At 53.7% G+C, this 20760-nt stretch carries 21 protein-coding genes; 12 read left to right on the forward strand and 9 right to left on the reverse strand.

What is annotated here, in order from left to right:
* Window positions 1-255: 255 nt before the first annotated feature.
* The 7 genes from KTE_RS43415 (at window position 256) to KTE_RS43445 (ending at window position 6378) form a co-directional block, all read left to right on the forward strand.
* A complete protein-coding gene (locus tag KTE_RS43415) occupies window positions 256-801 on the forward strand; it encodes a hypothetical protein (RefSeq protein WP_201393229.1) in 546 nt (181 codons plus the stop codon).
* Window positions 802-959: 158 nt separating this feature from the next.
* The gene (locus KTE_RS43420) at window positions 960-1583 is read left to right on the forward strand and encodes an RNA polymerase sigma factor (RefSeq protein WP_201393231.1); all 624 of its coding nucleotides are present in this window, start codon (window positions 960-962) and stop codon (window positions 1581-1583) included.
* Window positions 1547-2653, forward strand: a complete 1107-nt coding sequence (locus KTE_RS43425; RefSeq protein ID WP_201393233.1) for a HEAT repeat domain-containing protein — start codon at window positions 1547-1549, stop codon at window positions 2651-2653. The genes KTE_RS43420 and KTE_RS43425 overlap by 37 nt, the downstream gene beginning before the upstream one ends.
* Before the next feature lie 148 nt (window positions 2654-2801).
* Window positions 2802-3539 carry a hypothetical protein gene (locus KTE_RS43430; protein WP_201393235.1) on the forward strand — a complete coding sequence of 246 codons (738 nt, stop codon included), beginning with the start codon at window positions 2802-2804 and terminating at the stop codon, window positions 3537-3539.
* Between the two features lie 4 nt (window positions 3540-3543).
* Window positions 3544-4335, forward strand: a complete 792-nt coding sequence (locus KTE_RS43435) for a hypothetical protein (RefSeq protein ID WP_201393238.1) — start codon at window positions 3544-3546, stop codon at window positions 4333-4335.
* Window positions 4336-4354: 19 nt separating this feature from the next.
* Window positions 4355-5245, forward strand: coding sequence for an ABC transporter ATP-binding protein (locus KTE_RS43440; protein WP_201393240.1), 891 nt, complete (start codon window positions 4355-4357; stop codon window positions 5243-5245).
* 203 nt (window positions 5246-5448) lie between these two features.
* Window positions 5449-6378 carry an alpha/beta hydrolase gene (locus KTE_RS43445; RefSeq protein ID WP_201393242.1) on the forward strand — a complete coding sequence of 310 codons (930 nt, stop codon included), beginning with the start codon at window positions 5449-5451 and terminating at the stop codon, window positions 6376-6378.
* A gap of 80 nt (window positions 6379-6458) precedes the next feature.
* On the opposite strand, the gene KTE_RS43450 is transcribed toward KTE_RS43445, so the two are convergent.
* The 4 genes from KTE_RS43450 to KTE_RS43465 form a co-directional block, all read right to left on the reverse strand.
* Window positions 6459-7424, reverse strand: a complete 966-nt coding sequence (locus KTE_RS43450; protein ID WP_201393244.1) for a D-alanyl-D-alanine carboxypeptidase family protein — start codon at window positions 7422-7424, stop codon at window positions 6459-6461.
* A 103-nt stretch (window positions 7425-7527) separates the two neighbouring features.
* Window positions 7528-8844, reverse strand: coding sequence for a phosphatidylserine/phosphatidylglycerophosphate/cardiolipin synthase family protein (locus KTE_RS43455; protein WP_201393246.1), 1317 nt, complete (start codon window positions 8842-8844; stop codon window positions 7528-7530).
* A gap of 151 nt (window positions 8845-8995) precedes the next feature.
* On the reverse strand, window positions 8996-10207 hold the full coding sequence (locus KTE_RS43460; protein ID WP_201393249.1) for a 6-phosphofructokinase: 1212 nt from the start codon (window positions 10205-10207) through the stop codon (window positions 8996-8998).
* Window positions 10208-10508: 301 nt separating this feature from the next.
* The gene (locus tag KTE_RS43465) at window positions 10509-11420 is read right to left on the reverse strand and encodes a hypothetical protein (protein ID WP_201393251.1); all 912 of its coding nucleotides are present in this window, start codon (window positions 11418-11420) and stop codon (window positions 10509-10511) included.
* Between the two features lie 336 nt (window positions 11421-11756).
* Between KTE_RS43465 and KTE_RS43470 the strand changes: the two genes are divergently transcribed.
* The 4 genes from KTE_RS43470 to KTE_RS43485 all read left to right on the forward strand — a co-directional run bounded on the left by KTE_RS43470 (window position 11757) and on the right by KTE_RS43485 (window position 15368).
* Window positions 11757-12116 carry a co-chaperone YbbN gene (locus KTE_RS43470; RefSeq protein WP_201393253.1) on the forward strand — a complete coding sequence of 120 codons (360 nt, stop codon included), beginning with the start codon at window positions 11757-11759 and terminating at the stop codon, window positions 12114-12116.
* Between the two features lie 231 nt (window positions 12117-12347).
* Entirely contained in the window at window positions 12348-12692 is a 345-nt protein-coding gene (locus tag KTE_RS43475; RefSeq protein ID WP_201393255.1) for a PLD nuclease N-terminal domain-containing protein, read from the forward strand.
* 393 nt (window positions 12693-13085) lie between these two features.
* The gene (locus tag KTE_RS43480) at window positions 13086-13562 is read left to right on the forward strand and encodes a PLD nuclease N-terminal domain-containing protein (protein ID WP_201393258.1); all 477 of its coding nucleotides are present in this window, start codon (window positions 13086-13088) and stop codon (window positions 13560-13562) included.
* 180 nt (window positions 13563-13742) lie between these two features.
* Window positions 13743-15368, forward strand: a complete 1626-nt coding sequence (locus tag KTE_RS43485) for a thiamine pyrophosphate-binding protein (protein WP_201393260.1) — start codon at window positions 13743-13745, stop codon at window positions 15366-15368.
* Window positions 15369-15387: 19 nt separating this feature from the next.
* Here the strand turns inward: KTE_RS43485 and KTE_RS43490 are convergent, their stop codons facing one another.
* From KTE_RS43490 to KTE_RS43505, 4 genes are all read right to left on the reverse strand, one after another.
* Window positions 15388-16137: a YjbE family putative metal transport protein gene (locus tag KTE_RS43490; protein WP_201393262.1), complete on the reverse strand. Its 750-nt coding sequence runs from the start codon at window positions 16135-16137 to the stop codon at window positions 15388-15390.
* Window positions 16138-16622: 485 nt separating this feature from the next.
* A complete protein-coding gene (locus KTE_RS43495; protein ID WP_236600994.1) occupies window positions 16623-16850 on the reverse strand; it encodes a helix-turn-helix domain-containing protein in 228 nt (75 codons plus the stop codon).
* Window positions 16851-17558: 708 nt separating this feature from the next.
* The gene (locus KTE_RS43500) at window positions 17559-18215 is read right to left on the reverse strand and encodes a pentapeptide repeat-containing protein (RefSeq protein ID WP_201393264.1); all 657 of its coding nucleotides are present in this window, start codon (window positions 18213-18215) and stop codon (window positions 17559-17561) included.
* A gap of 15 nt (window positions 18216-18230) precedes the next feature.
* Window positions 18231-18689, reverse strand: a complete 459-nt coding sequence (locus tag KTE_RS43505) for a pentapeptide repeat-containing protein (protein WP_255553093.1) — start codon at window positions 18687-18689, stop codon at window positions 18231-18233.
* A 268-nt stretch (window positions 18690-18957) separates the two neighbouring features.
* On the opposite strand from KTE_RS43505, the gene KTE_RS43510 reads away from it, so the two are divergent.
* The gene (locus KTE_RS43510; protein WP_201393268.1) at window positions 18958-19629 is read left to right on the forward strand and encodes a Type 1 glutamine amidotransferase-like domain-containing protein; all 672 of its coding nucleotides are present in this window, start codon (window positions 18958-18960) and stop codon (window positions 19627-19629) included.
* A 238-nt stretch (window positions 19630-19867) separates the two neighbouring features.
* On the opposite strand, the gene KTE_RS43515 is transcribed toward KTE_RS43510, so the two are convergent.
* The gene (locus KTE_RS43515) at window positions 19868-20080 is read right to left on the reverse strand and encodes a pentapeptide repeat-containing protein (RefSeq protein ID WP_201393270.1); all 213 of its coding nucleotides are present in this window, start codon (window positions 20078-20080) and stop codon (window positions 19868-19870) included.
* Window positions 20081-20760 lie beyond the last annotated feature (680 nt).

A 20760-nucleotide genomic window follows, 5' to 3' on the forward strand; every position in this document is an offset into this window, starting at 1 on the left:
CATACTTATAGGGCCATTATTATGTGAAGCGGCTCCTGCCTCTGCATCTGTTCAATTACGACCGTTTTAGTTTTCGCATGAAGCACTGATGTGATAATATGGAAGACAATAAATATTCTTCCTCAGAAACGCAGGGAAGCCACATCATACCTTGCGTTTCTCTTTACTTTAAGCCGTTCAATTCGACCTCGCACACTTCCTCAATGCTGCGGAAGGGTCATTAGCATATCTCTATCTACAGAAGGGGGATCTCTAGTGCAAGAGGCTGTGATATCGCCGCTTCCCATATGGCAAAACTTTTACGTCATCGTCGGTTCCTCTGCCGCCGCGCTGACTGGACTGATGTTCATAGTCATCACCTTGATCGCAGGGCTTCGGGGTAGAAGATCAGGCGAAGCTATCGCGGCATTTAGCACACCAAATGTCGTGCATTTCTGTGCTGCACTCTTTATTGCCGCGACAATGACTGCTCCCTGGCAGGTGCTCTGGAACATGAGCTTCCCGCTTGGTCTCGCCGGTGTGGCAGGGATGATATACACCATAATCATCGTACGACGGGCACGCCGTCAAAACGACTATCAGCCAGTTATGGAAGACTGGATCTTCCATACCATCCTACCGCTCGCCGCGTATACAACACTCTTTGTCGCAGCCATAGTGCTACCAACATACCCGGTGCCGACACTGTTCGTCATCGGCGCGATGACGGTCCTGCTCATCTTCATCGGTATCCACAACGCCTGGGACAACATCACCTATATTGTCCTCACCCAGTTCAACCAATCAGAAGAAGAGAAGTAGCCACTGCGTGGCTCGCATGGATAAGGGGTGTATGGGTGGAAAACGGCTTTGCTGTTTTCCACCCATACACCCCTTATCCATGCGCAAAAGATGCAACCTTTGTGGGGCTTTCTGGTATCTACCCCATAGATGACAATTTCTTTCTGTGAAGGACGGATATGGAAGAGAGCGAACAGGAACTACTGGCGCTGTTGGCAAGCGATCTACACGGCAATTTTCTGCGCGTGGTGGAGCATTACCAGCATCGCCTCTATACCTTCGCCCTACGCCTGACGCGCAGCTTTCAGGATGCGGAAGATATTGTGCAGGAAGCTCTGGTGGGCGCGTATGTCTCTTTGGAGAACTATACTCCCGAGCGTATACACGCACTCAAGCTCCAGGCCTGGCTCTATCGCGTGGTCTTTAACGTCTATAGCCACTCCAGGCGCAATACACAGCTCCACCTGGTGCCACTGACGACGCTTGAGGAGCATCCCGAGCTAGACCCGGCGGACCGCGAGGAGGAACAACCCGAACTGCTCTGCACGACCTGGGAGCAACAACGCGAGCTGGAGGACCTAGTGGCCCGGCTACCGGAGCGCTATCGTATCGCGATTACCTGCTACTATTTCGAGCAGCTCAGTTATCGCGAGATCGCCGAGCTGCTTGCTCAACCCATGGGAACCGTGAAATCAACCATCTCAAGGGGGCTACGCCTCTTGCGCGCCAGCATCGATACCCAAGAACAGGAGAGGGAGGAACAGTCATGGAGCCAGAGAACGCCCAGACACAAAAATCCGTAAGCAAACCAACGACATGGCAGTATGCCGCGCCCCCCTCGCTCCTGACAGGTGTCCAGCAACGCCTGAACCAGCGAGAAGCCCTGCTTTCTTCCGATGTAACGAAGCGCCCTGGTGAGCAGGAGTTGCTTGAGGCTCTCCGACACCCGGCGTGGGAGATGCGTAGCGCCGCTGCGAAGGCCCTCGCAAATCATGACACATCCGCCGCTGAGGCCGCGCTTGGCGAGGCTCTGCATGATGAACATCCACTCGTGCGTGTCGCGGTCTTGCGCGCCCTGGCAGCCTTGCGCCCAAACTCTTCGCTTGTGTATGAGTACATTATCCAGGCGCTTCGGGATGACAACGATGAAGTACGCGAGATAGCGCTCGTCCTACTCAATAAGCAACCACCCGTAGAAAAGCTACCAGCGGTCTCACCACTGCGGCTCTTCTCCCAGCCCTGGCGCTACGCCTGGGGCCTCTTGTGGGCACAAATTCGCGTTCTTCCCAGGAGTATCTGGGCGAGTTCGGCAACAGTCCTGTTTATGATCCTGGCTTTGCTCCTGTTACGAGGCAATATGGTGCTTATTCAGGACCATGTAACGCGCGACCTGCTGGCGATCAGCATTACTGCCGCCTCTGTAATCAATATGGCCTATGTCTATGGGCGCGCGCACGATCCAGGCCTGGAGTTCGCCCTGGCGACCCCCACTTCGCCACGCCTGATCCTGCTCTGCCGCATGCTGCTGGTAACAGGCTATAATCTCGCCCTGGCTGTGGCCTTCTCGGCGCTGCTCGTCCTGCTCAACGGCGGTACGCTCTGGAGCATCGTTCAGCTCTGGCTTGGTCCCCTGCTACTGCTGTCGGCGGCCAGCCTGGCCATCTCGATGTTGCTAGGCTCCCTGGTGGCTATTATGGCCACCCTGGCCTTTGAGCTGACCCAGATGCTCACAGTACAAATTCATGAGGGCATCCCCCATTTACATATGGCGCTCTCAGATCTCTGGCAAACTCAGCCTGCTGTGCTCCTGATAGCGACCCTGTTACTCATCTTTGTCTTGCTCTATACACCCAAGAATATGCGTTTCGTCTGATCTCTTCAATGGTTTTGTAGGGTCCATGCTTGCATGGACTCTCCTGCCCCAGGACAGCACCCCGTGGGGGAAATCGCTTTGCTCAGAGTTCATGCAAGCATGGACCCTACAGACTTTAATTCAACTATATATGGAAATGGAGTTCCCGATGTCTCTTGATCGACTGCGCTATGAACTGAAACTGATGGGAGGGAAGGTTACGCTCACTCCCATTGTGAGCATGCTCAGCTTTGGCCTGCTCTCGCTGCTACTCGTCTACCTGCGCAATAATAGCGTCCTCCCGCGCTTCCTGATGGGTGGGCTGGAGATGATTCTGCCGCTAGCGGCGGGCATTATTACGGTAATGCTCACCAGCTATGACCAGGCTATTGAGATCCAGCTTACGGTGCCTCGCCTCTACCATCTGACGGTACTGCGTCGCCTGCTGCTACTGCTCGGCTGGTGCATACTGGTCGAGCTGTTTACCAGTTTGATTATCGCTATGGCCAATCTCAGCTTGCTCCATCTCGACCTGGGCAGTTGGCCGCTGGTGTTCAGCTTCCTCCTGGCGCAACTGGGTTGGATCGCGCCGCTGGCCTGGTTCGTCTGTGCGGGCTTCTGCCTGGGCGCGCTCCTGCGCAATTGGGTCGCGGGCACAACTGTCCTCAGTGCCATCTGGCTTCTGGAGATCCTCTTCAAGGACTATCTGAAGGCGACAGACTGGCTGCACTCGATCTTCTTCTTCGCGACGACGCTTACTCCCATTCAACTGGTGACTTCAAACACGTTTGGAGCCTGGCTGACTGCGCGCTGGCAGATGTGCGCCATCGCGGCGGCACTCCTCTTCATCGGCTGGCTACTCACGCATAATACTGAAGCCGTGTTGAAAAGTTCTAGTGAGGCATAAAACTATGAAACAGCTCGCAAGCTTCCTGGGTGCGTTCAGCTACGAGTTCCGCATGCAGATTCGTCGACCAGCGCTCTGGATTACGATGACGATTATTGTCTTCCTCATCCTCGCCTCGACGGGTCGTAGCACATTTCTCGTTTCCTATGCGCAACATGTCAATAAGCAGTCTTCGACCTCGACACTGGTGGTATGGATGGACTTTCTCAGTATCCTGCTCCCCATTGGTATCGGGCTGATGATGGCAGATCGTCTCTACCGTGACCGCAAGACGCAGGTGGAAGAACTCTTTACCTCTCTACCTAATGCGCTGTCTTCGCGCCTGCTTGGTAAATACCTGGGCGGCCTGGGAGCCGCCTCACTCCCTTTGTTCACCATCTATATGCTTGGCGTTCTCTATATCCTGTTTCAAACCGGTGATTGGCTGGTACTTCCCCAGGCGGTGGCCGTCTTCGCCCTGGTCAGCCTGCCGGGTTTGCTCTTCATTAGCGCGTTCTCGCTGGCCTGCCCACGTGTCATGTGGGTGCCGCTCTACCAGTTTCTCTTCGTTGGCTACTGGTTCTGGGGCAATCTCTTGCACAATCCCCAGATCCCCTCCCTGAGCTATACCCTGCTCACACCCATAGGCGATAATCTTAGCCGCGCCTTCTTTCCCGGTCGCGATCAGCTCTTCATTTCATCCAACCCCACGCCTCTAGTAAATGGCTTTATAAGCCTGGGTCTGCTTGTGGGCCTCGCGGCCCTGGTCTTAATCGTCCTTGTAGCGCTTATGAAGTGGCAACAGGCACAGCAATAGTTTAAGGAGAATAATTATCATGCAGATAGAAATTCAGCATCTAACCAAAGTCTATCGCGGAGGCGTACATGCCCTTCAGGATCTAAACCTGACTATCCCCAGCGGGATGTTTGGCCTACTTGGTCCCAATGGCGCGGGCAAGACTACGCTTATGCGCATCCTGGCGGGCATTCTGCCAGCGACAGAGGGCTCAATTCGCGTCGGTAGCTATGATGGTACCACTGAACGTGGACGTACAGCCGTCAAGCGCGTCCTGGGCTACCTACCCCAGGACCTGGGGATGTATCCCGATCTCTCGGCCTATGAGTTCCTGGACTACATCGGCATCCTCAAGGGCCTCGACGAGCGCAAGCAACGCCAGCAACGCGTCAACGAGCTACTGGAAACCGTGGCGCTCAGTGATGTCGCTCGCCGCAAGCTCAAGACCTTCTCCGGTGGCATGAAACGCCGCGTGGGCATCGCCCAGGCCCTGCTCAATGATCCCCAGCTTCTCATCGTCGACGAGCCAACGGCGGGCCTCGATCCTGAAGAGCGCATCCGCTTCCGCAACCTGCTCTCAGACCTGGCGGGCGAGCGCACCGTGCTCCTCTCCACACATATCATCGAGGATATCGCCCAGACCTGCCAGCAACTGGCCCTGATGAAGAACGGGCGCGTTCTCTTCCAGGGCACAATCATGAGCATGCTCGAGGAGACACATGGCAAGGTCTGGCAAGTCACCACCCCAGGCCAGAAGCCCGAGGGCAACTTTACCGTTGTCTCGACCCTCAACATGGGCAACAGCGTCCAGTACCGCATTGTGGGCGAGAAGCCCTCCAGTTCCGACGTCATAGCCCTCGATCCCAGCCTGGAAGACAGCTACGTCTGGTTTATGCGCGACTCCCGACGCACGCCTGTTCCCGCCAGGTAAACACTTGTTACTATGGTGATGAGATGTGCTTTCGGGTTGCTGCAAACAACCCGGAAGCACATCTCATCACCATATAATTTCTGTAGCTTGCTTCACAGCTCTTGTCTATGCTTGCCTGCTATAATCTGATCAACCACAATGACACTATAAACATGTGAAGGGGAATATTTGCATTGGCAAAAGAGAGAGAAGTCCAAGCAAGCTTGGACCCTACCATAAACACGACAGCGAAAAGGGCGCGCAAGCCCTTTTCTATCTTCAAGATTCTGCTTGGTCTCTGCCTTGTTGTGTTATTTCTGGCCTGGGCGATTATCCCTGCCATCCGGGGCTATTCGCTTGTAGAGAATAAGCGTCACTTTGTGCCCCAGGCCACCTCAGCCGGTGTTCCGGTACAGGATGTCCAGTTTCAGGCCGTAGATGGGGTGCGCCTCTCGGGCTGGCTGGCCCTGGCCTCGCCCAAGGCGCCCACGATCATCCTTGTGCATGGCTTTAAGGAGAATCGCATGGGCATGCTGCCCAATGCACGCTTCCTCTACCAGGCTGGCTATAATGTCCTGCTCTATGATAGCCGGGGCTGTGGCGCGAGCGATGGCTGGGAGATTACCCTGGGCGCACGCGAGCCAGATGATGTATTGGGAGCTGTGCGCTACCTCAAAGGGCGCTCGGACCTGCTGAACAAGCATTTTGGCCTGATGGGGAATTCGCTTGGCGCGGGAATTGTCCTACTGGCGGCGGCCCGCGAGCCAGCGATCCTGGCGACGGTGGCTGATAGCTCCTGGATCGATGAACATGCCCAGCTAGACCGTATGTATGATGTCCCGATCGGACGCCTGACGCTGCCTCTCCTGCCCTACGAGCCAGCTCTCGTCGACCAGCTTATAGGCGCAAAGTTGGCCGATACACGCCCCCTGGCGGTCATCAATCAGATCGCGCCCCGGGCCGTCTTTCTTATTCATTCCGCCGACGACCAGAATGCGACCACGCCTCCCTCGGGCGAGCACCAGCTCTTCGCGGCAGCCGGGGAGCCAAAACAAGAGTGGATCGCGCCCAGCGGTGGCCACACAGGCGCACTCAAGGCCCATCCCCAGGAATACACCCAGCGCGTACTCAGCTACTTCGCGCACTATCTGTAAGGGGCCATCAATAATCGTTTGTGGTAAGGGAATGTGGTGAGCTGGCGGAGCCAGCTCACCACTCACTCTTCACTCATCTTTTATTGTTTGGGCGCCGGGGGAGGCAGGACTGGTAAGGCAAAGGCCCAATCGAGCAGTGAACTGGCGTCCTTGAAGCGCTCCTCTTCATCCTTGGCGTCCAGGACGGCCCCCACGAGGCGATGACCTGAACTATAGGCCGAGAAGACCAGGCAGTAGCCAGCCTCGCCTGTGAAGCCCGTCTTCACGCCCGTCAGGCCCGCGTAGGTGCTGAGCATGGTGTCGGTGGTCTCCCAGTCATAAGCATGATGCACGCCATTAGCAGGCAAGACATACTTTTGCAACTGCACAATCTGAGCAAAGAGGGGATTGCGCATGGCATAGCGTGTCAGCTTGACGAGGTCCTCACCTGTGGTGTAGTGGTTGGGATCGGGCTTGCCATCCTTGCCCTCATAGGTCAGGCCATCGGCGTTGATGTAGTGCGTGTTCTGCAATTTGAGCTGTTTGGCGTAGGCATTCATCATGGTGACAAACCGCGTTTGGGAACCCGCGACAGAGTCAGCGATGGCGGTGGCAGCGTCGTCCCCCGAGGGCAACATCAGGGCGTAGAGCAGATCCTTCAGGCGAATCTGATCGCCAACCACCAGTTGCGCGTTGCTACCATTGTGAACCTTGGCCTCGTCAACAGCATCCTGTTTGATGGTAACGACCTGGTTCAAGTCGGCCTTGTCGATAGTCAAAATAGCGGTCATGATCTTGGTTGTGCTCGCCATGGGTACGCGCTCGCGACCTTTGACGTTGACCAGCACATTGCCGGTATCGTCATCTACCAGGTAGGCGATCTTGCTGCCTATAGCGGGCGGCGTGCCGCGAACCGTGAGCACAGGCCGCGGCGTGGGGGTCGGCGTAGGTGGCGCAAACAGGTTAGTAACCGTGCCGCCTACCGGAGTGAAGAGGGCCACTGGAATACTAATAATGATTAAGAGCGCCAGACATAAGAGGATAATTCCGAGGATTCTCCGTCCCATTATGTACTTCATCCGTCCTTTAAAAAATAATTCCTACCTCCTTATGCGAAAACCAACGCCGCTCCCGCGGCTAGCACTAGCGCGCTCAGGTTTTCGAGAGGCACTACATCATAAAACGCCAGGGGGCCAAAATTCTCTCGCTCGCTTTTGTGTACCAGGGACGCTCCTGCCAGCTCTCCTGCGTCAACTCAAAGGTATCCGAGGTATCGCACTCAAAGAGTTCGCGCATCTGAAGGGCCAGTTCTTCGCTGTAGATCTCGACATTGATCTCATAATTACCGATAGAACTCAAGCGGTCCAGGTTCGCCGTGCCAATGGTGGTCCACTGATCGTCAATCATGCAAGTCTTGGCGTGCAGCATGGCATGGCGATAACTGAAGATGCGTATCCCCGCCTGGAGACACTCCTGAAAGTAGCCATGCGAGACCCAGTCTGTCAGGATATGGTTCGAGATCCAGGGTACCAGGACGCGCACATCTACGCCTCGCCTCGCCGCCGCCTTTAAAGCTTCTAAAAGCGTATGATCGGGCACGAAATAGGCATTGGTAAGCAGAATACAGCGCTGCGCCCGGTCGATGGCGTCGATGTACATGTCGCGAATTGGGAAGATCAGACGTAAAGCATTATTTCCATGCACCGTTACCAGGGGATCAAAGCCAGTCGGATAACGTCGCTTAATCATATGCCCCCGAGACTGAAAGCGATTCCAGAACTGGATAAACGAGTTGGCCAGGTATCCAGCGCCTGGACCCTTGATGCACAGGTGCGTATCGCGCCACTCCGTCGCATAGAGGCTACCAATATTATAGCCCCCGATAAAACCCGTCTGACCATCGACTATCAACAGCTTGCGATGGTCCAGCGAGTAACAGCGTGGATCAAAGATATGCCAGGGGCGGCGAATGGCTTTGTATTCAAGAACATGCATATTTGTGGAAAACGAGTGCTTAAACGCACGTGGCACCACGAGGTTGCCAAAGCCGTCGTAGATGACATATACCTCGACGCCCTCATCCGCCTTACGCGCCAGGTGATCTCTGAAAGCGCGCCCAACCTCGTCATCCTTCCAGATAAATGACTCGATGAAGACGCATTCCTGCGCACTATCAATGGCCGCAAGCATATCATCGTATAGCTCACGCCCAAAGCTATACAGCTGCAAACGATTCTCCCCTACACGCACCTCGCCTACATGAAAGTGGGGAAAGGACTTGAGACGCTGGCGCTTATTGCGCAGCGAGGAGATTACCAACAAGACAAAGGCGGTTGCAAGCTGGAGCAGAAATAGGCCAATACCTGCTCGCTTCCCTACATCCATAAGCGATGCTCGCCAACGCCTTAGCCTGATCTGCTTGAATAACCTGGCTGATTGCTCTTTTATTATTTCCGTGAGAACTGATTTGTTCACTTGCTTCGACATAGACCTGCACCTGCCCCACTTTTTCTCTAACTATTTAACCTCTTACTTTGAGAACGTTTCAGGGGAGATAAACGCTACATAAAAGAGTAGAATCATAGTTCAGCGCCGGGCCGCCTGAAGGCGGTCCGACGCTGAACTATGATCGCATTCTCTACTGGGGCTGGTAGACGCCGCTGATATGTTCGAAGCGGGGGCGATAGCGTTCCTCGTGGTATTCGGCGGGATCGACACGGCGCGCGGGAATATTCTTGCCGGGGATATCTGTGGCGATGAAGGCACCATTGCGATAGGCCGCCATTACGCTATGCTCGCCTTTCTCGACCATGCTCATGATCAGGTTAGCGAAGAAGATGGCTACGTGCTTATCGTAGACTTCAGGCTCGCCGCTACGCAGGAAGTAGGTCAGGTCGATAGGTAGGAAGCGCACGCCATGGATGCGCTTGGAAAGCTCTTCACCTAGAAATTCGGCCACATTGACCTTCTTGCGATGACCATAGGCATCCGCCGGTCCAGTTTCGGGGACAGGTATGCCAAGGTTGGCGCCCTCGGAGAGGACCACCATCGAGTAGTGCATCGGATTATGCCGGTCGTGCATCACCAGGTCAGCCAGGCGATCAATGTTGACTGGCACCTCGGGAATAATCAGGCGGTCCGCCCAGGTGACAACCGCTGTTTCCAGCGCGGTAAAGCCCGCGTCGCGGCCAAAGATACGGAATAGTACCGTCTGGCTATGCGAACCCGCCGTCGAGCGGATGCGATTAATATACTCAGTCGCGCGGCTGATCGCCGTCTGGAAGCCAATACAGTAATCGGTCCCGGGGACATCGTTATCCATCGTTTTGGGAATGCCCCAGACCGGGATGCCACACTCGACCAGCTTTGCGCCATAGCTCAGCGTATCATCGCCGCCGATTACCACCAGGCCATCCAGGCCCAGGAACTGCATATTGGCGATCACCTCATCCGTCAGGTCCACGCGCTCCTCGGGATCGCGCCCCTCGCCATATTGCTTTAGATGCGCGGGCAGATCCTTGACCTGCATCCGTGCTGGATTGGTACGCGTGGACTGCAAGATTGTGCCGCCCTCGCGGTCGATATCACGCGTGTTCAGCCGCGTCAGGGGGACGACATAACCGCCATCCCAGGTATTGGGATCTTCGGCGCGAAAGATAAGGTTCTCGAGCCCCTGCTCACGTTGGAGGAGCGTAATGCCCTCCCAACCAGCGCGTAGACCCACCACGCGTATCCCCATTGTCTCCGCACGATACACAATTGCCTTGATCGCCGGATTCAGACCCGGCACATCGCCACCACCAGTCAGCACACCTAGCGAACGAATAGGACTCGTCACTTTAGCGGGCATAAACTTTCCTCCTCAACAAGAAACACTGCGCTAACAAACGCCTGACTCGGCTTGATAACACAGGGAAACATATGCTCTATTATTTCACGCCTTTTACAATTATTCAGTACACCATGTCATTCCCACTATTTTATTATACTACTTCACACCTCTAGCCCTTATAGATCTCTCATGCAAGTCATCTCAGCGCCTTCGGCGCGAGAAGTCATGAGTAGAAGAAAACACAAAAGATGCCCTGAAGGTCCTGGCAAGCACCTTCAGGGCATCCCACAGCCAATCGTGGACAAGGAGTAATTCTTCGTTAGCGCGAGGGGCGCAGATCTCCGTTGACGGTTACCCTGCCGCCTGCGGTAATCATCAGAGAGGCGCTACCGTTACCGTACACAACATTAGCGTGCTGTCCATATCTGCGTTCAAGCGCGCTCCCGCTCACGGAGCCGCCTGCTATGGCATTTACGGCAATATCGCTATTCGCGGGCAGAGTGAGCGTGGCGCTTCCGCCGGCCGCGATCCTGTTATGGCTGCCTGGGGAGAAAGTTCCCGTCAGAGTGGCGCTGCCGCCCGCAGAGACCGAGTGCAGGACCGCGGCGCCATCAATATTCACGCTCCCTCCGGTGGACCCAACCTCGACCTCGGCATTCTGACAGCCCAGGACCGTCGTGCTTCCGCCTACATGCTTACAGATGAGTTTCTCATCGACATTCTGCGCGTCGAAGCTGCCACCAACGTTATCGACCTCAGCCACGCGAACATATCTCAGTGAGACACTACCACCCACGCCGCCCCAGGCCTGAATATAAGAGGCATTCACCACGGTCAGGCTCCCACCAACGCTATGCAGCCGCGCCAACTCGCTCAGGTCCTCCAGGCGCACGCTGCCATGCGTCTGCTCTAGATTGACATTACCGCTCACCTGGCGCAGTTCAACGCTTCCCACACGATCCGTGCTCACGCTCCCATTGATGCGCGAGGCAGTAATCGAGGTCGTCAGCCTTGAGAGGATATTGCGTATAAAGGGCACACGCAGAGTAATGTCGCTACGATAACCGCGAATATAGAGCCGCTCGCCCTCCTGCTGGATACCCTGGACCGGCTCAGCCGTCTCAATCGCGATCTCTTCGCGCTCCCACGGCAGCACGGTCACATTCCCCTCAATATCTTCAAGCACGATATGGGGCCTCCTGCCCAGCACGGTAAATGTCTGTGTCGCCATATGTCTGCTCCACCTTTCTCTGGCTGTTGAATATACTCTTTAAATCTTTAAAATCTCTTGCTTTTAAAATCTTTGCTTTTTATTTGGTATTTTTTACCTATCATATGCATAATATTAACACACGCAGATTTAGGATGTCAACCCTATTTTGGATAAAAATACCAAATCGTTGCAAAATATTACCAATATGGGAAAGTATGGTGGTGTGCTGGCGGAGCCAGCACACCACCATACTTTCCCATATTTATCTCCCCTTGACTTCAAGTTAACTTGAATATGTAGACTTCTTAGGAAACGGAGTTCGTCAATATGATAAAGATATGAGGAAATCAAATCATGCAGGAACACAACAATCTCTTTGCCGTAAATGACCAGGATTTTGAGTCGCAGGTATTGCAATCCACGCTGCCGGTTGTCGTGGATTTCTGGGCTGAGTGGTGCCCACACTGCCATACTCTCGCTCCTGTATACAGGCAGTTGAGTACAACTTACGACGGCAAATTACGCTTCGCTACTATCAACGCTGATGAAAGCCCACGCGTTGGCGCTACCTTCGGCGTACAGGGACTACCAACCTTGATCGTCTTCCATGCTGGCAAGCCCGTCGCACGCATCGTTGGGCCACATCCCACGCGTTTACAACAGCATATCGAGCGGGCGCTTGCAGAGATTAGCGCATCTCAACCCTCCTCATAGGCTCATAAGCTCGCTTAGTAGAGTAGATAGGGTGTCATGGTGTGAAGCCCAGCGAATGCCGGGCTTCACACCATGACACCCTATCTACTCTCTTCTGACTCTTACCCTGGCTCGCAAGCTCACCTCGCGAAAGCAAGCGCTCAACATGTGTGAAATATGAGTTCCCCTCAAGGGCAAAATAGAGTATAGTGAGAGGAGGAAACGGTAGACAAGAGTAAAGGAGCGTAGAGCATGCAAAGCGACAATATTATGGGGTTTATCATTGTCGGCGTGGGCATTATTTGCTGGATCTGGGTCTTGCTGGACTGTATTCGCGATCCCGAACTCGATGCGGCAAGCCGAAAACGCTGGATCGCTTTCGTCGCGCTTGTGCCCGCGATTGGCGCGCTCTTCTATGTCCAGCACCGCCGCTCCGAACATAAGGCACAGAACTTTCCCGCACCAGAGACACCCAGGCAAGCAGCTAGCCCCGCTCCCTTTCAGCACCTTGAGCACTTCTCGCCTCATGTCCACGCCGAAGATCCCATAGTCGAAGAGACCTCGGCACAAGAGCAGGAGCCACATCATGACCTCTAGAGTCCCGTAAAAATGGCTTTTTGATGCGTAAGACTTTTGGACACGCGGCGATGAGTGCAACGAGCAACAGCACCACGCCCTGGAAGCTATAAAGGTAACGCTGAGAAAGCACCTCCTGCAAAAATCCCATGCCCAGGTAAATTACCAGTGTGATCAATGCGAAAGAGGTTGCATACACCCGTCCTCGCCACCTCTAACACACTAAACTGGATCAGTTGAACATCTACTGAACTAAACAGCCCTCGGCGCACACAAGGCGCTTTCCTTGCACCGCGAGAAGCAGGCAGGCGTGACGCGCAACCGCGATTTGCTGCTCTTTGTGCTTGCCTTGTAGAGAAAAGATCCTTATAATAGAGGCGTGTCTATACAAGAGCAAACAAGGAGCCAGTCATCATGCAGATCGCGACATTCTGGTCTAATTCTCTGGTGCACCCCTTTCAAACCGCGCTGGCGCTGGCTGATGCGGGAATCGCTTTTCTTATTATTGGTGTGATATTCGTCGCCGCGCTTTTCGGCCTGGCCCTTACTGCCTTCTGGATCTGGATGCTTATTGATTGTGTGCGCAACCGCTACTTGAAAGACGATGCCAGAGTCGTGTGGGCGCTGGTCATCTTCTTTACCCACCTGATAGGCGCCTTCGTCTACTACCTGACCGAGTACTCCGGCCGCAAGAGAAACGCCCCGCTGTATGTGTCTCCCTTTGTTCCCAATGCTCAGGTACAGGCCCAACAGCCACCTCTCTATCAGCAGGGCTATCAGGCCTCGCGAGAGCAGGCGTACTCACACGAGACACACCAGCCAGACTGGCACTCCTCCGAGCTACCTCGCGCCTCTTATCCCGAACAAGCCGAGCCGCCACTGCAACAGTAGAGGCTGCCTATCCCCCATATTACCCGTCTTAGCCAGGCTTATACCCACTTTTGTTGCCATTGTCCGCTATTTGAGGTTAAGATATAGTGACTAAAGAAGGGGCGTGTATTGCGCTGTAAGAAGAAAAATATCAATCTATCCCCCTCTTGGCACCGCGAAACTTAAGGAGGACCCTCTAGCGTGAACAACAGGCAGCACCTGAGTGGTGCGCAGGCAATCATCGCCACCTTGCAGGCATTCCAGGTCGATACTATCTTCGGCATTCCCGGCATTCATACACTTCCCCTCTACGACGAGATCCACAAGACACCCGGCATACGCCATGTGCTGGCACGCCACGAGCAGGGCGCGGGCTTTATGGCTGAGGGCTATGCCCGCGCCACGGGTCGCCCCGGCGTGGTCAGCACCATCACCGGTCCCGGCCTCACCAATGTCGCGACCGCCGTTGCTAGCGCCTTCGCCGACTCTATCCCGCTCCTCGTCATCAGCAGCAGCGGACCCCGCGCCACTGCCTCTCGCGGGCGTGGCGAGCTGCACGAACTCAAGAATCAGCTTGGGGTAATGGAGTCGCTCGCGGGCTGGGCGCGTGCCGTGGAGTGTGTCGAGGAGATTCCTGGAGCCATTCAAGATGCCATGCGCATCATGCATTCCGGTCGCGCCAGGGGAGCCTACCTGCAAGTGCCTTATGACCTGTTTCGCGCATACGCCGCCGTCACCCTGCCCACGGCGGAAGACCTCTTCTTTGAGCCACGACGCCCACAGGAGGCGGATATTATACAGGCGGCCCAATTGCTGCGCGAGGCGCGCAAACCTGTGATTCTCGCGGGTGCAGGTGTCACCATGGCACACGCCAACCAGGAGCTGATCGCGCTAGCCGAACGCCTGCAAGCGCCAGTCATCCTGGGCAGCAAGAGCCATGACGTCATCCCCAATGACCATCCCCTGGCCGTCCTGACCACCACCTATACCAATACCGAACTGCATCCGCTTCTGGAGAGCTCTGATCTGCTCCTGGTGGTGGGAAGCAAGCTGGGAGCCGAGCGCACGGCTTATGGGCAATATCCCCTGCCACCTCGCCTGGTGCATATCGATATCGATCCTACGGTCATCGGGCATATCTATCCTGCGATGCTCGGAATTGTCGCGGACGCTCACGAGGCTCTACAAGCCCTCAATACTCAACTAGGTGATCTCGCCCGCGCCCGCCCAGAGCTAGAGACTGAGTTGAGCCAGGTTAGAGCCGAAATTCGCCAGGAGACGCGAGCACGTTTCGGCGAAGAGGTCGCCCTGCTGGATAGTGTGCGTGCCGCCGTCCCGCCTCACGGCATGATTGTCGCGGATATGACCATGCTTGGATATGCCAGCACTGTCTTCCTGCCGATCTACGAGCCTGGCAGCTTTATTCATCCCTGCGAGTTCTGCACGATTGGTTGTGGCCTACCTCTGGCACTCGGAGCGCAGGTTGCCCAGCCAGAGCGGCCCGTTGTCGCGCTCTGCGGCGATGGCGGCTTCCTCCTCAACTCCAGCGAACTGGCGACCGCCGTTCAGGAACAGCTTCCCGTGGTCATCGTGATCTTCAACGACTCAACCTTTACCTGCGTCAAGACTGAACAGCGCCAGACCTACGAGGGTCGCTATATCGCGACCGACATCGTTGAGCCAGATTATGTGGCCCTGGCCCAGGCCTTCCACGTGCGGGGCATACGTGCCGAGGGTCCCGAGGCGCTCCAGGCCGCTATACAGGAAGGCCTGGCCTCCCGGCGTCCCACCCTGATCGAGGTTCCCCTACCATCTAAACCCTGGTAAGTAGCCGCGTTGGGATCCGCTACTTGCGTACGCGGCTACTGGGGGCGGCCTGTTTGGCCAGTGCTTCGCGTCGCCATATAAAGATGTCTGCGATCAGGACCAGCATGATTGTTACGATGGGAAATACAATATCTGCCGAGGGGATATGCAGCAGGATCGGGCCAACCTGGTGATCATCGAGCAGCATATGGCCCGCCGTCCAGGCCAGCACCAGGGCCGCCAGGTCCAGGAGTAAGGGGATGCGCGACATCAAGGCGGATATCAGTGCGCTTCCCAGGAGCAATAAAGCCACGCTCAGCAAGAGGCCTACAATCAGAGTAGGAATATGACCGTCAGCAACACCAGCAACGGCCAGAACATTGTCCAGGCTCATCGTGACATCGGCGACCAGGATCGTCAGTAAGGCGCTCCGCAGGCTATTACGCTTCTTGCCAGGTTTCTCCTGCTCAGAGACCACCTGTTGCCCCTGGTCTGATTGAGCCCTCTCGCCCCGCTCCAACAGAAGCTTGATCGCGATATAGAGCAAAATAGCGCCACCAATGGCCTGGAGAAGCGGCAAGCCTAACAGGACCGAGGCAATTACTGTGAACACAATACGCAACAGAATGGCGCTCCCACCACCAAGCATAATAGCCCACCAGCGACGCCGTTTATCCAGGCCCGCCGCCGCGGCGCCAATTACTAGCGCATTGTCGCCACTAAGCGCCAGGTCCGCCAGGACAATCTTTAACAATTCTACAATACTAAAACCCGCTATTAATGAGAACACTGTATCTATGCCTTTCAGCGAACGTTGATTGTATTACAACCTGCCTACAACAGCCCTGTATCCCCTGAGCAAAGGTTTACATCCTCATGCGCTTCCGCCTCTTCCCCTGACATTTCTATACTATAGTAGTATCACATTTTTAGCACATTACAAACGTCAGATGTACCTCTTTACTCATTACCATGCAATAAAGAAACCTCCACCTCCTGGCGTGGTTTCTCACTTCTCTATAACTCTTCGACTATGTGCGTCCATCCATTTATATGGACATATGTATAAACGCAAAGTCCGTTTAGATATCAAATCGTGGGTATCAGATCTCAAAGTGGAGAAGAACACTACATCACACCAGCTCATCAATAACATTGCCCCTGTAACTATTCAGCCTCCTCAACTGGTGGGTCTTGCCGCGCCTGGATACAATTCCTGACTGCGTAAGGCTTCTGTATGATGCGAGGAGTACTGAATAGTTACCCTGCTCTCGATTATGCGGGCAGTGTGGAGTTATTGAGCAAGGTATCGAGGGTCATTTTGCGCACACGATAGCCACGGCGCTTGCCACGGTGCGGCAGCGTCACCGCCTCCAGAGCGCCACTCTTAATCCAGCGCCGTACCGTTGTATCGTCCACCCGCAGATGGCGCGCCACCTCGCGCACCGTCAATAGTTCATCACCCTGAGTCATTTCCTTCTCCTCATGTAGAGTTGCTTTCACGATCCTAACCTCCTGAATTCGACGTATGTTAAAAGATACTTTTGTGCCGTGTGTAGCAGGCAATTTTGTACGATGCTACATAGTGTAGTCGCAACGTATTAACTGATACTTAGAAGAAACTGAAGTCATCCTGAACATGCCAGCATTGCCTGCAATACCTGGATGTGCTATCAGCACCTTCATCACATCAATCTACCCTGGTGCATTTATGTCTTCAGTATAAAGACACCATATATATGGGTTCTTGGACCCATCGAGGGAATTTTTGTGTATTTACCCCCAGGGGGTAAATACACAAATTGTAATTCTCAGATCTAATTCAGCTTTGTCACAGTATCAGTTCATCTTTATGCATTATAGTATGAGCATAAGGGAGACATAGGAAGAGACAACTCACATTTACCCTTCTCTCGTATCGAGGCCACTGCTCCGCACCAGGCAGTGGCCTCGATCATTTTTAGCTTTATGCCAGATTTCCCAAATTAAAAGGCAAAAAAATTTGCCCTCGTTTTCTCGGGCAAATTAAAAGGTATCTCTTCAAGAGCAAAGACATCGATCAGCCCCTTTAGCGTATCGACACATAACAGAACACCCGCCAGAAATACCTTGTCCCTATTGTACAATCCAGCCCTGAAAACAGGCTGAGATTTTCCTGAGATTAAACTGAGATGAAAAATCCCGTTACTGGCGTACGCGGCTATTGCTGCTCTATAGTTTCTTTTGTTTTGACAGGGAAAGCAGTTGTGCTATGGTCGCCTCGTCGGTGATGCCAGCTTGCCTCAAAAATGCCTCTGGGATATTGCCCGCCGAGCGAAAAAGCGTATCTATGCCAATCGTAGATGGTGTTTCATGAATGATGGTTTCAAGGCCGATTACCTGGCTGAGATCTACATCAGCCAGGATTGTATCCTCCATGGTTGTGGAAATTAGCCTGGTTCCTATGAGAATAGTTCTGCGGAAGATTGTAGCTAGCAGACTCGCTCCACTCAGGTTGGCCCCACTTAAATTAGTATTGGTAAGATCCGCGCCACTCAAGTCTGCCCCACTCAGGTTAGCTCCACTTAGATCGGCATGTCTAAGATTTACATCGCTCAGGTCGGCGTTACTGAGAACAATATTATTGAGTTTCGAATTGGAGAGATTAGCACCGTTCAATTTAGCGCGACTGAGATTGGCACGGCGCAGATAAATACCAATAAGGCTAGCATCATTTAGATAAGCCCCACTCAGATCCACATCGCTCGCATAAACAGCATCTAGATTGGCATGATGCAGATTTGGATGCATAACTCCTTGTTCCTGCCTCCATTTATTCCAATGCTCGGCCATTTGCTTCAAATGCTCTATGTGTTCTTGATCTGCCATAAGAAATTCCCTTTTTCAATGCTTACCATCGTCCAGGCTGGTATTTTTAAGATTGGCTCTGTTCAGATTGGCACCGGTAAAATCTGTGTCAGAGATAAAGGCATCCTTAAGGCTGGTACCACTCAGGTCAGTATCGCTGAACTCGGAATCGGAGATAAAAGCATCCTCGAGATTAGCACCATTCAGGACTGAGCCACTAAAATTGCTAAGGTAGATAATAACTCCTTTGAGATTAGCCCCTGACAGATTGCCTCCCCAGAGAGTAGCTGCATTGAAATTTGCTTTGTAGAGATTAGCCCCTCTAAGATCAATCCCCTGTAAAGAGGCCGCGCTGAAGTCTGCTTCGCTCAAGTCAGCGCCGCTCAAATCGGCACTAGAGAGAAGAGCATCATCAAAGGTGGCCTTTCTCAGGATCGCCCCTCGAAGGCTAGCATTGGCCAAATCAGCAGAATCTAGGTTGGCATCGGTGAGGATTGTGCCACACTACAGCCGCACTTCTTTTTGACGGGGATGTCATCGGCTCATTGGCACATATTGAATGTATCCGTTAGAAAAAAATTGCCTCGCTTGTAATCTCTGAAGTGAACCTTTGAGGCCGGTTCATGCCCACTCCGCACATGGCTCGAAGCCGGGAAAGAGCAAGATAGGAGAAGTTTTTTGCTCTGCAAGGCGATAGAATGACTTGCATGTAATGGGACTGGAAAAGACTTTCAGCTCTTCATGGACAGGAAAGGAAACCATCATGAAATTGCTTCTCACCTCGGCTGGCATCAAAAACACGAGCATCCACAACACGCTGGTCGATCTACTGGGCAAACCAATTGCCGAGTCCAGCGCCCTCTGCATCCCCACTGCGAACTACGCTCAGCGCGGTGGTGCCATCAACGCATGGCGATTCATCAGCGGACAAGAACCCGATACCCCCATGTGCGAATTAGGATGGAAGTCCTTGGGAGTGCTGGAGCTCACCGCGTTGCCCAGCATCGATAAAGAGCTCTGGATCCCCATGGTCCGGGAGACGGACGTCCTGCTGGTGAACGGTGGCGATCCCATGTATTTATGCTACTGGATGCGGCAATCCGGACTGGCCGACCTCTTACCGGAGCTTGGGCGCGAGACGGTCTATGTGGGACTGAGCGCCGGGAGCATGGTAATGACCCCCAACATCGGGGAGGACTTCGTTGGCTGGAAGCCGCCCACCGGTGGAGATAGAACGCTGGGACTGGTTGATTTTGCGATTTTTCCACACCTGGACAATCCCGATCTGCCGTACAATACCTTGACCCACGCAGAAAGATGGGCCGCCGGCATGCCGGTGCCGTCCTACGCGATTGACGATCAAACCGCCATTAAAGTGCTCGACGGAGCAGTCGAAGTGGTCTCCGAAGGCCATTGGAAACAGTTTACGCCCTAAGGAAATACTCGCCAGGAGGAGTGTTCGCCCAGGGGCATCCTTCGATGCTTGTTTGTTGCGTCTGTTCCCTTTGTCAGGTATGCTTTTCTCAGATCGAGCGTCTCGTAGCGCCTTTACGAATACACTCTTAGACACACTGAGGATCTCACGATTGATCGTCTAGAGCACATGGCCCAGACACTGCAAACCCACGTCCCATCCTTCTAAAACCTCAACAACATGCTTCTTCAAAGGCTTTCTAGCCGAATGTTGCCCTAAAAAAGTGCGGCTGTAGTGTGCCACTCAAGTTAGCACCGCTCAGGTCTGCATTGTAGAGAATAACTTCACTGAGATCAAGCCCTCTAAGATCGGCACCCGCTAAATCAGGAATGCCCAACTTTCGCCCTTGTATCCAGACATTCCAGTGCTCCGCGCCTTGCTTCAGGTGGGCAAGTTGTTCTTCGTTCGCCATAACTCCCTCTCTTTCCGTCTGCCCATAATCCAACGTCGCATGGCTAGCTGCACAGCTAACTGAGAGAAGATCACAGCATTGATGATTAGCTCCTCTATGATAAATGATTGCAAAGACAGTACATGGAGAAATAGATTCACGCCAACAAGCAGGACCAGCAGCAGAATCTCCAGACAAACAATGTACATCGCCCAGATGAGCTTAGGATGGTCTTGCATAATTGCCCTCTGCCAGTTCCCTATAAAATCGCACTAAATATCAACCTCTTAGTTTGCTTCTGTTTCGCGCTTTGCCCTGGGTTTGGAGTCCATAATCGCGTTTAATATCCGTTCCACAAGCGTTGTCAGCCCCTTTATCGCAAAGACAAAAAAGTAAATAGCATGCAAGGCCACCTCAAGAAAGACTATCGTGAGAGTTCGCATCGAATCCATGGGCATAAAAAGAAAGCTAATACCAAAGATGCAAATAAACGGAACAATTTCGAGGAAAAATATACGCCTGAGGATAGTCACCATAATTGACTGAGTCTGCATTTTCACTTCCTTCTCTGTTGGGAAAGGAATGCCACAAATAATACAGCAAAAGCGCCTGGAGACTTCGCAGATACGCTTGTGCTTACTATACCTTACCTCCTCACAGATTTCTAGTCAGAGAGTAAGGAAAAGAGGGGCGAGGTACAG

This window comes from Ktedonobacter sp. SOSP1-85 (genome assembly GCF_016587415.1).
Taxonomy (GTDB): Bacteria; Chloroflexota; Ktedonobacteria; order Ktedonobacterales; family Ktedonobacteraceae; genus Ktedonobacter.

Excerpts from the sequence above, each read along its gene's own strand:
- KTE_RS43450 (WP_201393244.1), bottom strand. The coding sequence starts at position 7,424 with ATGGGACGGAGAATCCTCGGAATTATCCTCTTATGTCTGGCGCTCTTA.
- KTE_RS43435 (WP_201393238.1), top strand. The coding sequence starts at position 3,544 with ATGAAACAGCTCGCAAGCTTCCTGGGTGCGTTCAGCTACGAGTTCCGC.
- KTE_RS43440 (WP_201393240.1), top strand. The coding sequence starts at position 4,355 with ATGCAGATAGAAATTCAGCATCTAACCAAAGTCTATCGCGGAGGCGTA.
- KTE_RS43420 (WP_201393231.1), top strand. The coding sequence starts at position 960 with ATGGAAGAGAGCGAACAGGAACTACTGGCGCTGTTGGCAAGCGATCTA.
- KTE_RS43470 (WP_201393253.1), top strand. The coding sequence starts at position 11,757 with ATGCAGGAACACAACAATCTCTTTGCCGTAAATGACCAGGATTTTGAG.
- KTE_RS43475 (WP_201393255.1), top strand. The coding sequence starts at position 12,348 with ATGCAAAGCGACAATATTATGGGGTTTATCATTGTCGGCGTGGGCATT.
- KTE_RS43460 (WP_201393249.1), bottom strand. The coding sequence starts at position 10,207 with ATGCCCGCTAAAGTGACGAGTCCTATTCGTTCGCTAGGTGTGCTGACT.
- KTE_RS43430 (WP_201393235.1), top strand. The coding sequence starts at position 2,802 with ATGTCTCTTGATCGACTGCGCTATGAACTGAAACTGATGGGAGGGAAG.
- KTE_RS43425 (WP_201393233.1), top strand. The coding sequence starts at position 1,547 with ATGGAGCCAGAGAACGCCCAGACACAAAAATCCGTAAGCAAACCAACG.
- KTE_RS43515 (WP_201393270.1), bottom strand. The coding sequence starts at position 20,080 with ATGGCGAACGAAGAACAACTTGCCCACCTGAAGCAAGGCGCGGAGCAC.
- KTE_RS43480 (WP_201393258.1), top strand. The coding sequence starts at position 13,086 with ATGCAGATCGCGACATTCTGGTCTAATTCTCTGGTGCACCCCTTTCAA.
- KTE_RS43500 (WP_201393264.1), bottom strand. The coding sequence starts at position 18,215 with ATGGCAGATCAAGAACACATAGAGCATTTGAAGCAAATGGCCGAGCAT.
- KTE_RS43510 (WP_201393268.1), top strand. The coding sequence starts at position 18,958 with ATGAAATTGCTTCTCACCTCGGCTGGCATCAAAAACACGAGCATCCAC.
- KTE_RS43455 (WP_201393246.1), bottom strand. The coding sequence starts at position 8,844 with ATGTCGAAGCAAGTGAACAAATCAGTTCTCACGGAAATAATAAAAGAG.
- KTE_RS43465 (WP_201393251.1), bottom strand. The coding sequence starts at position 11,420 with ATGGCGACACAGACATTTACCGTGCTGGGCAGGAGGCCCCATATCGTG.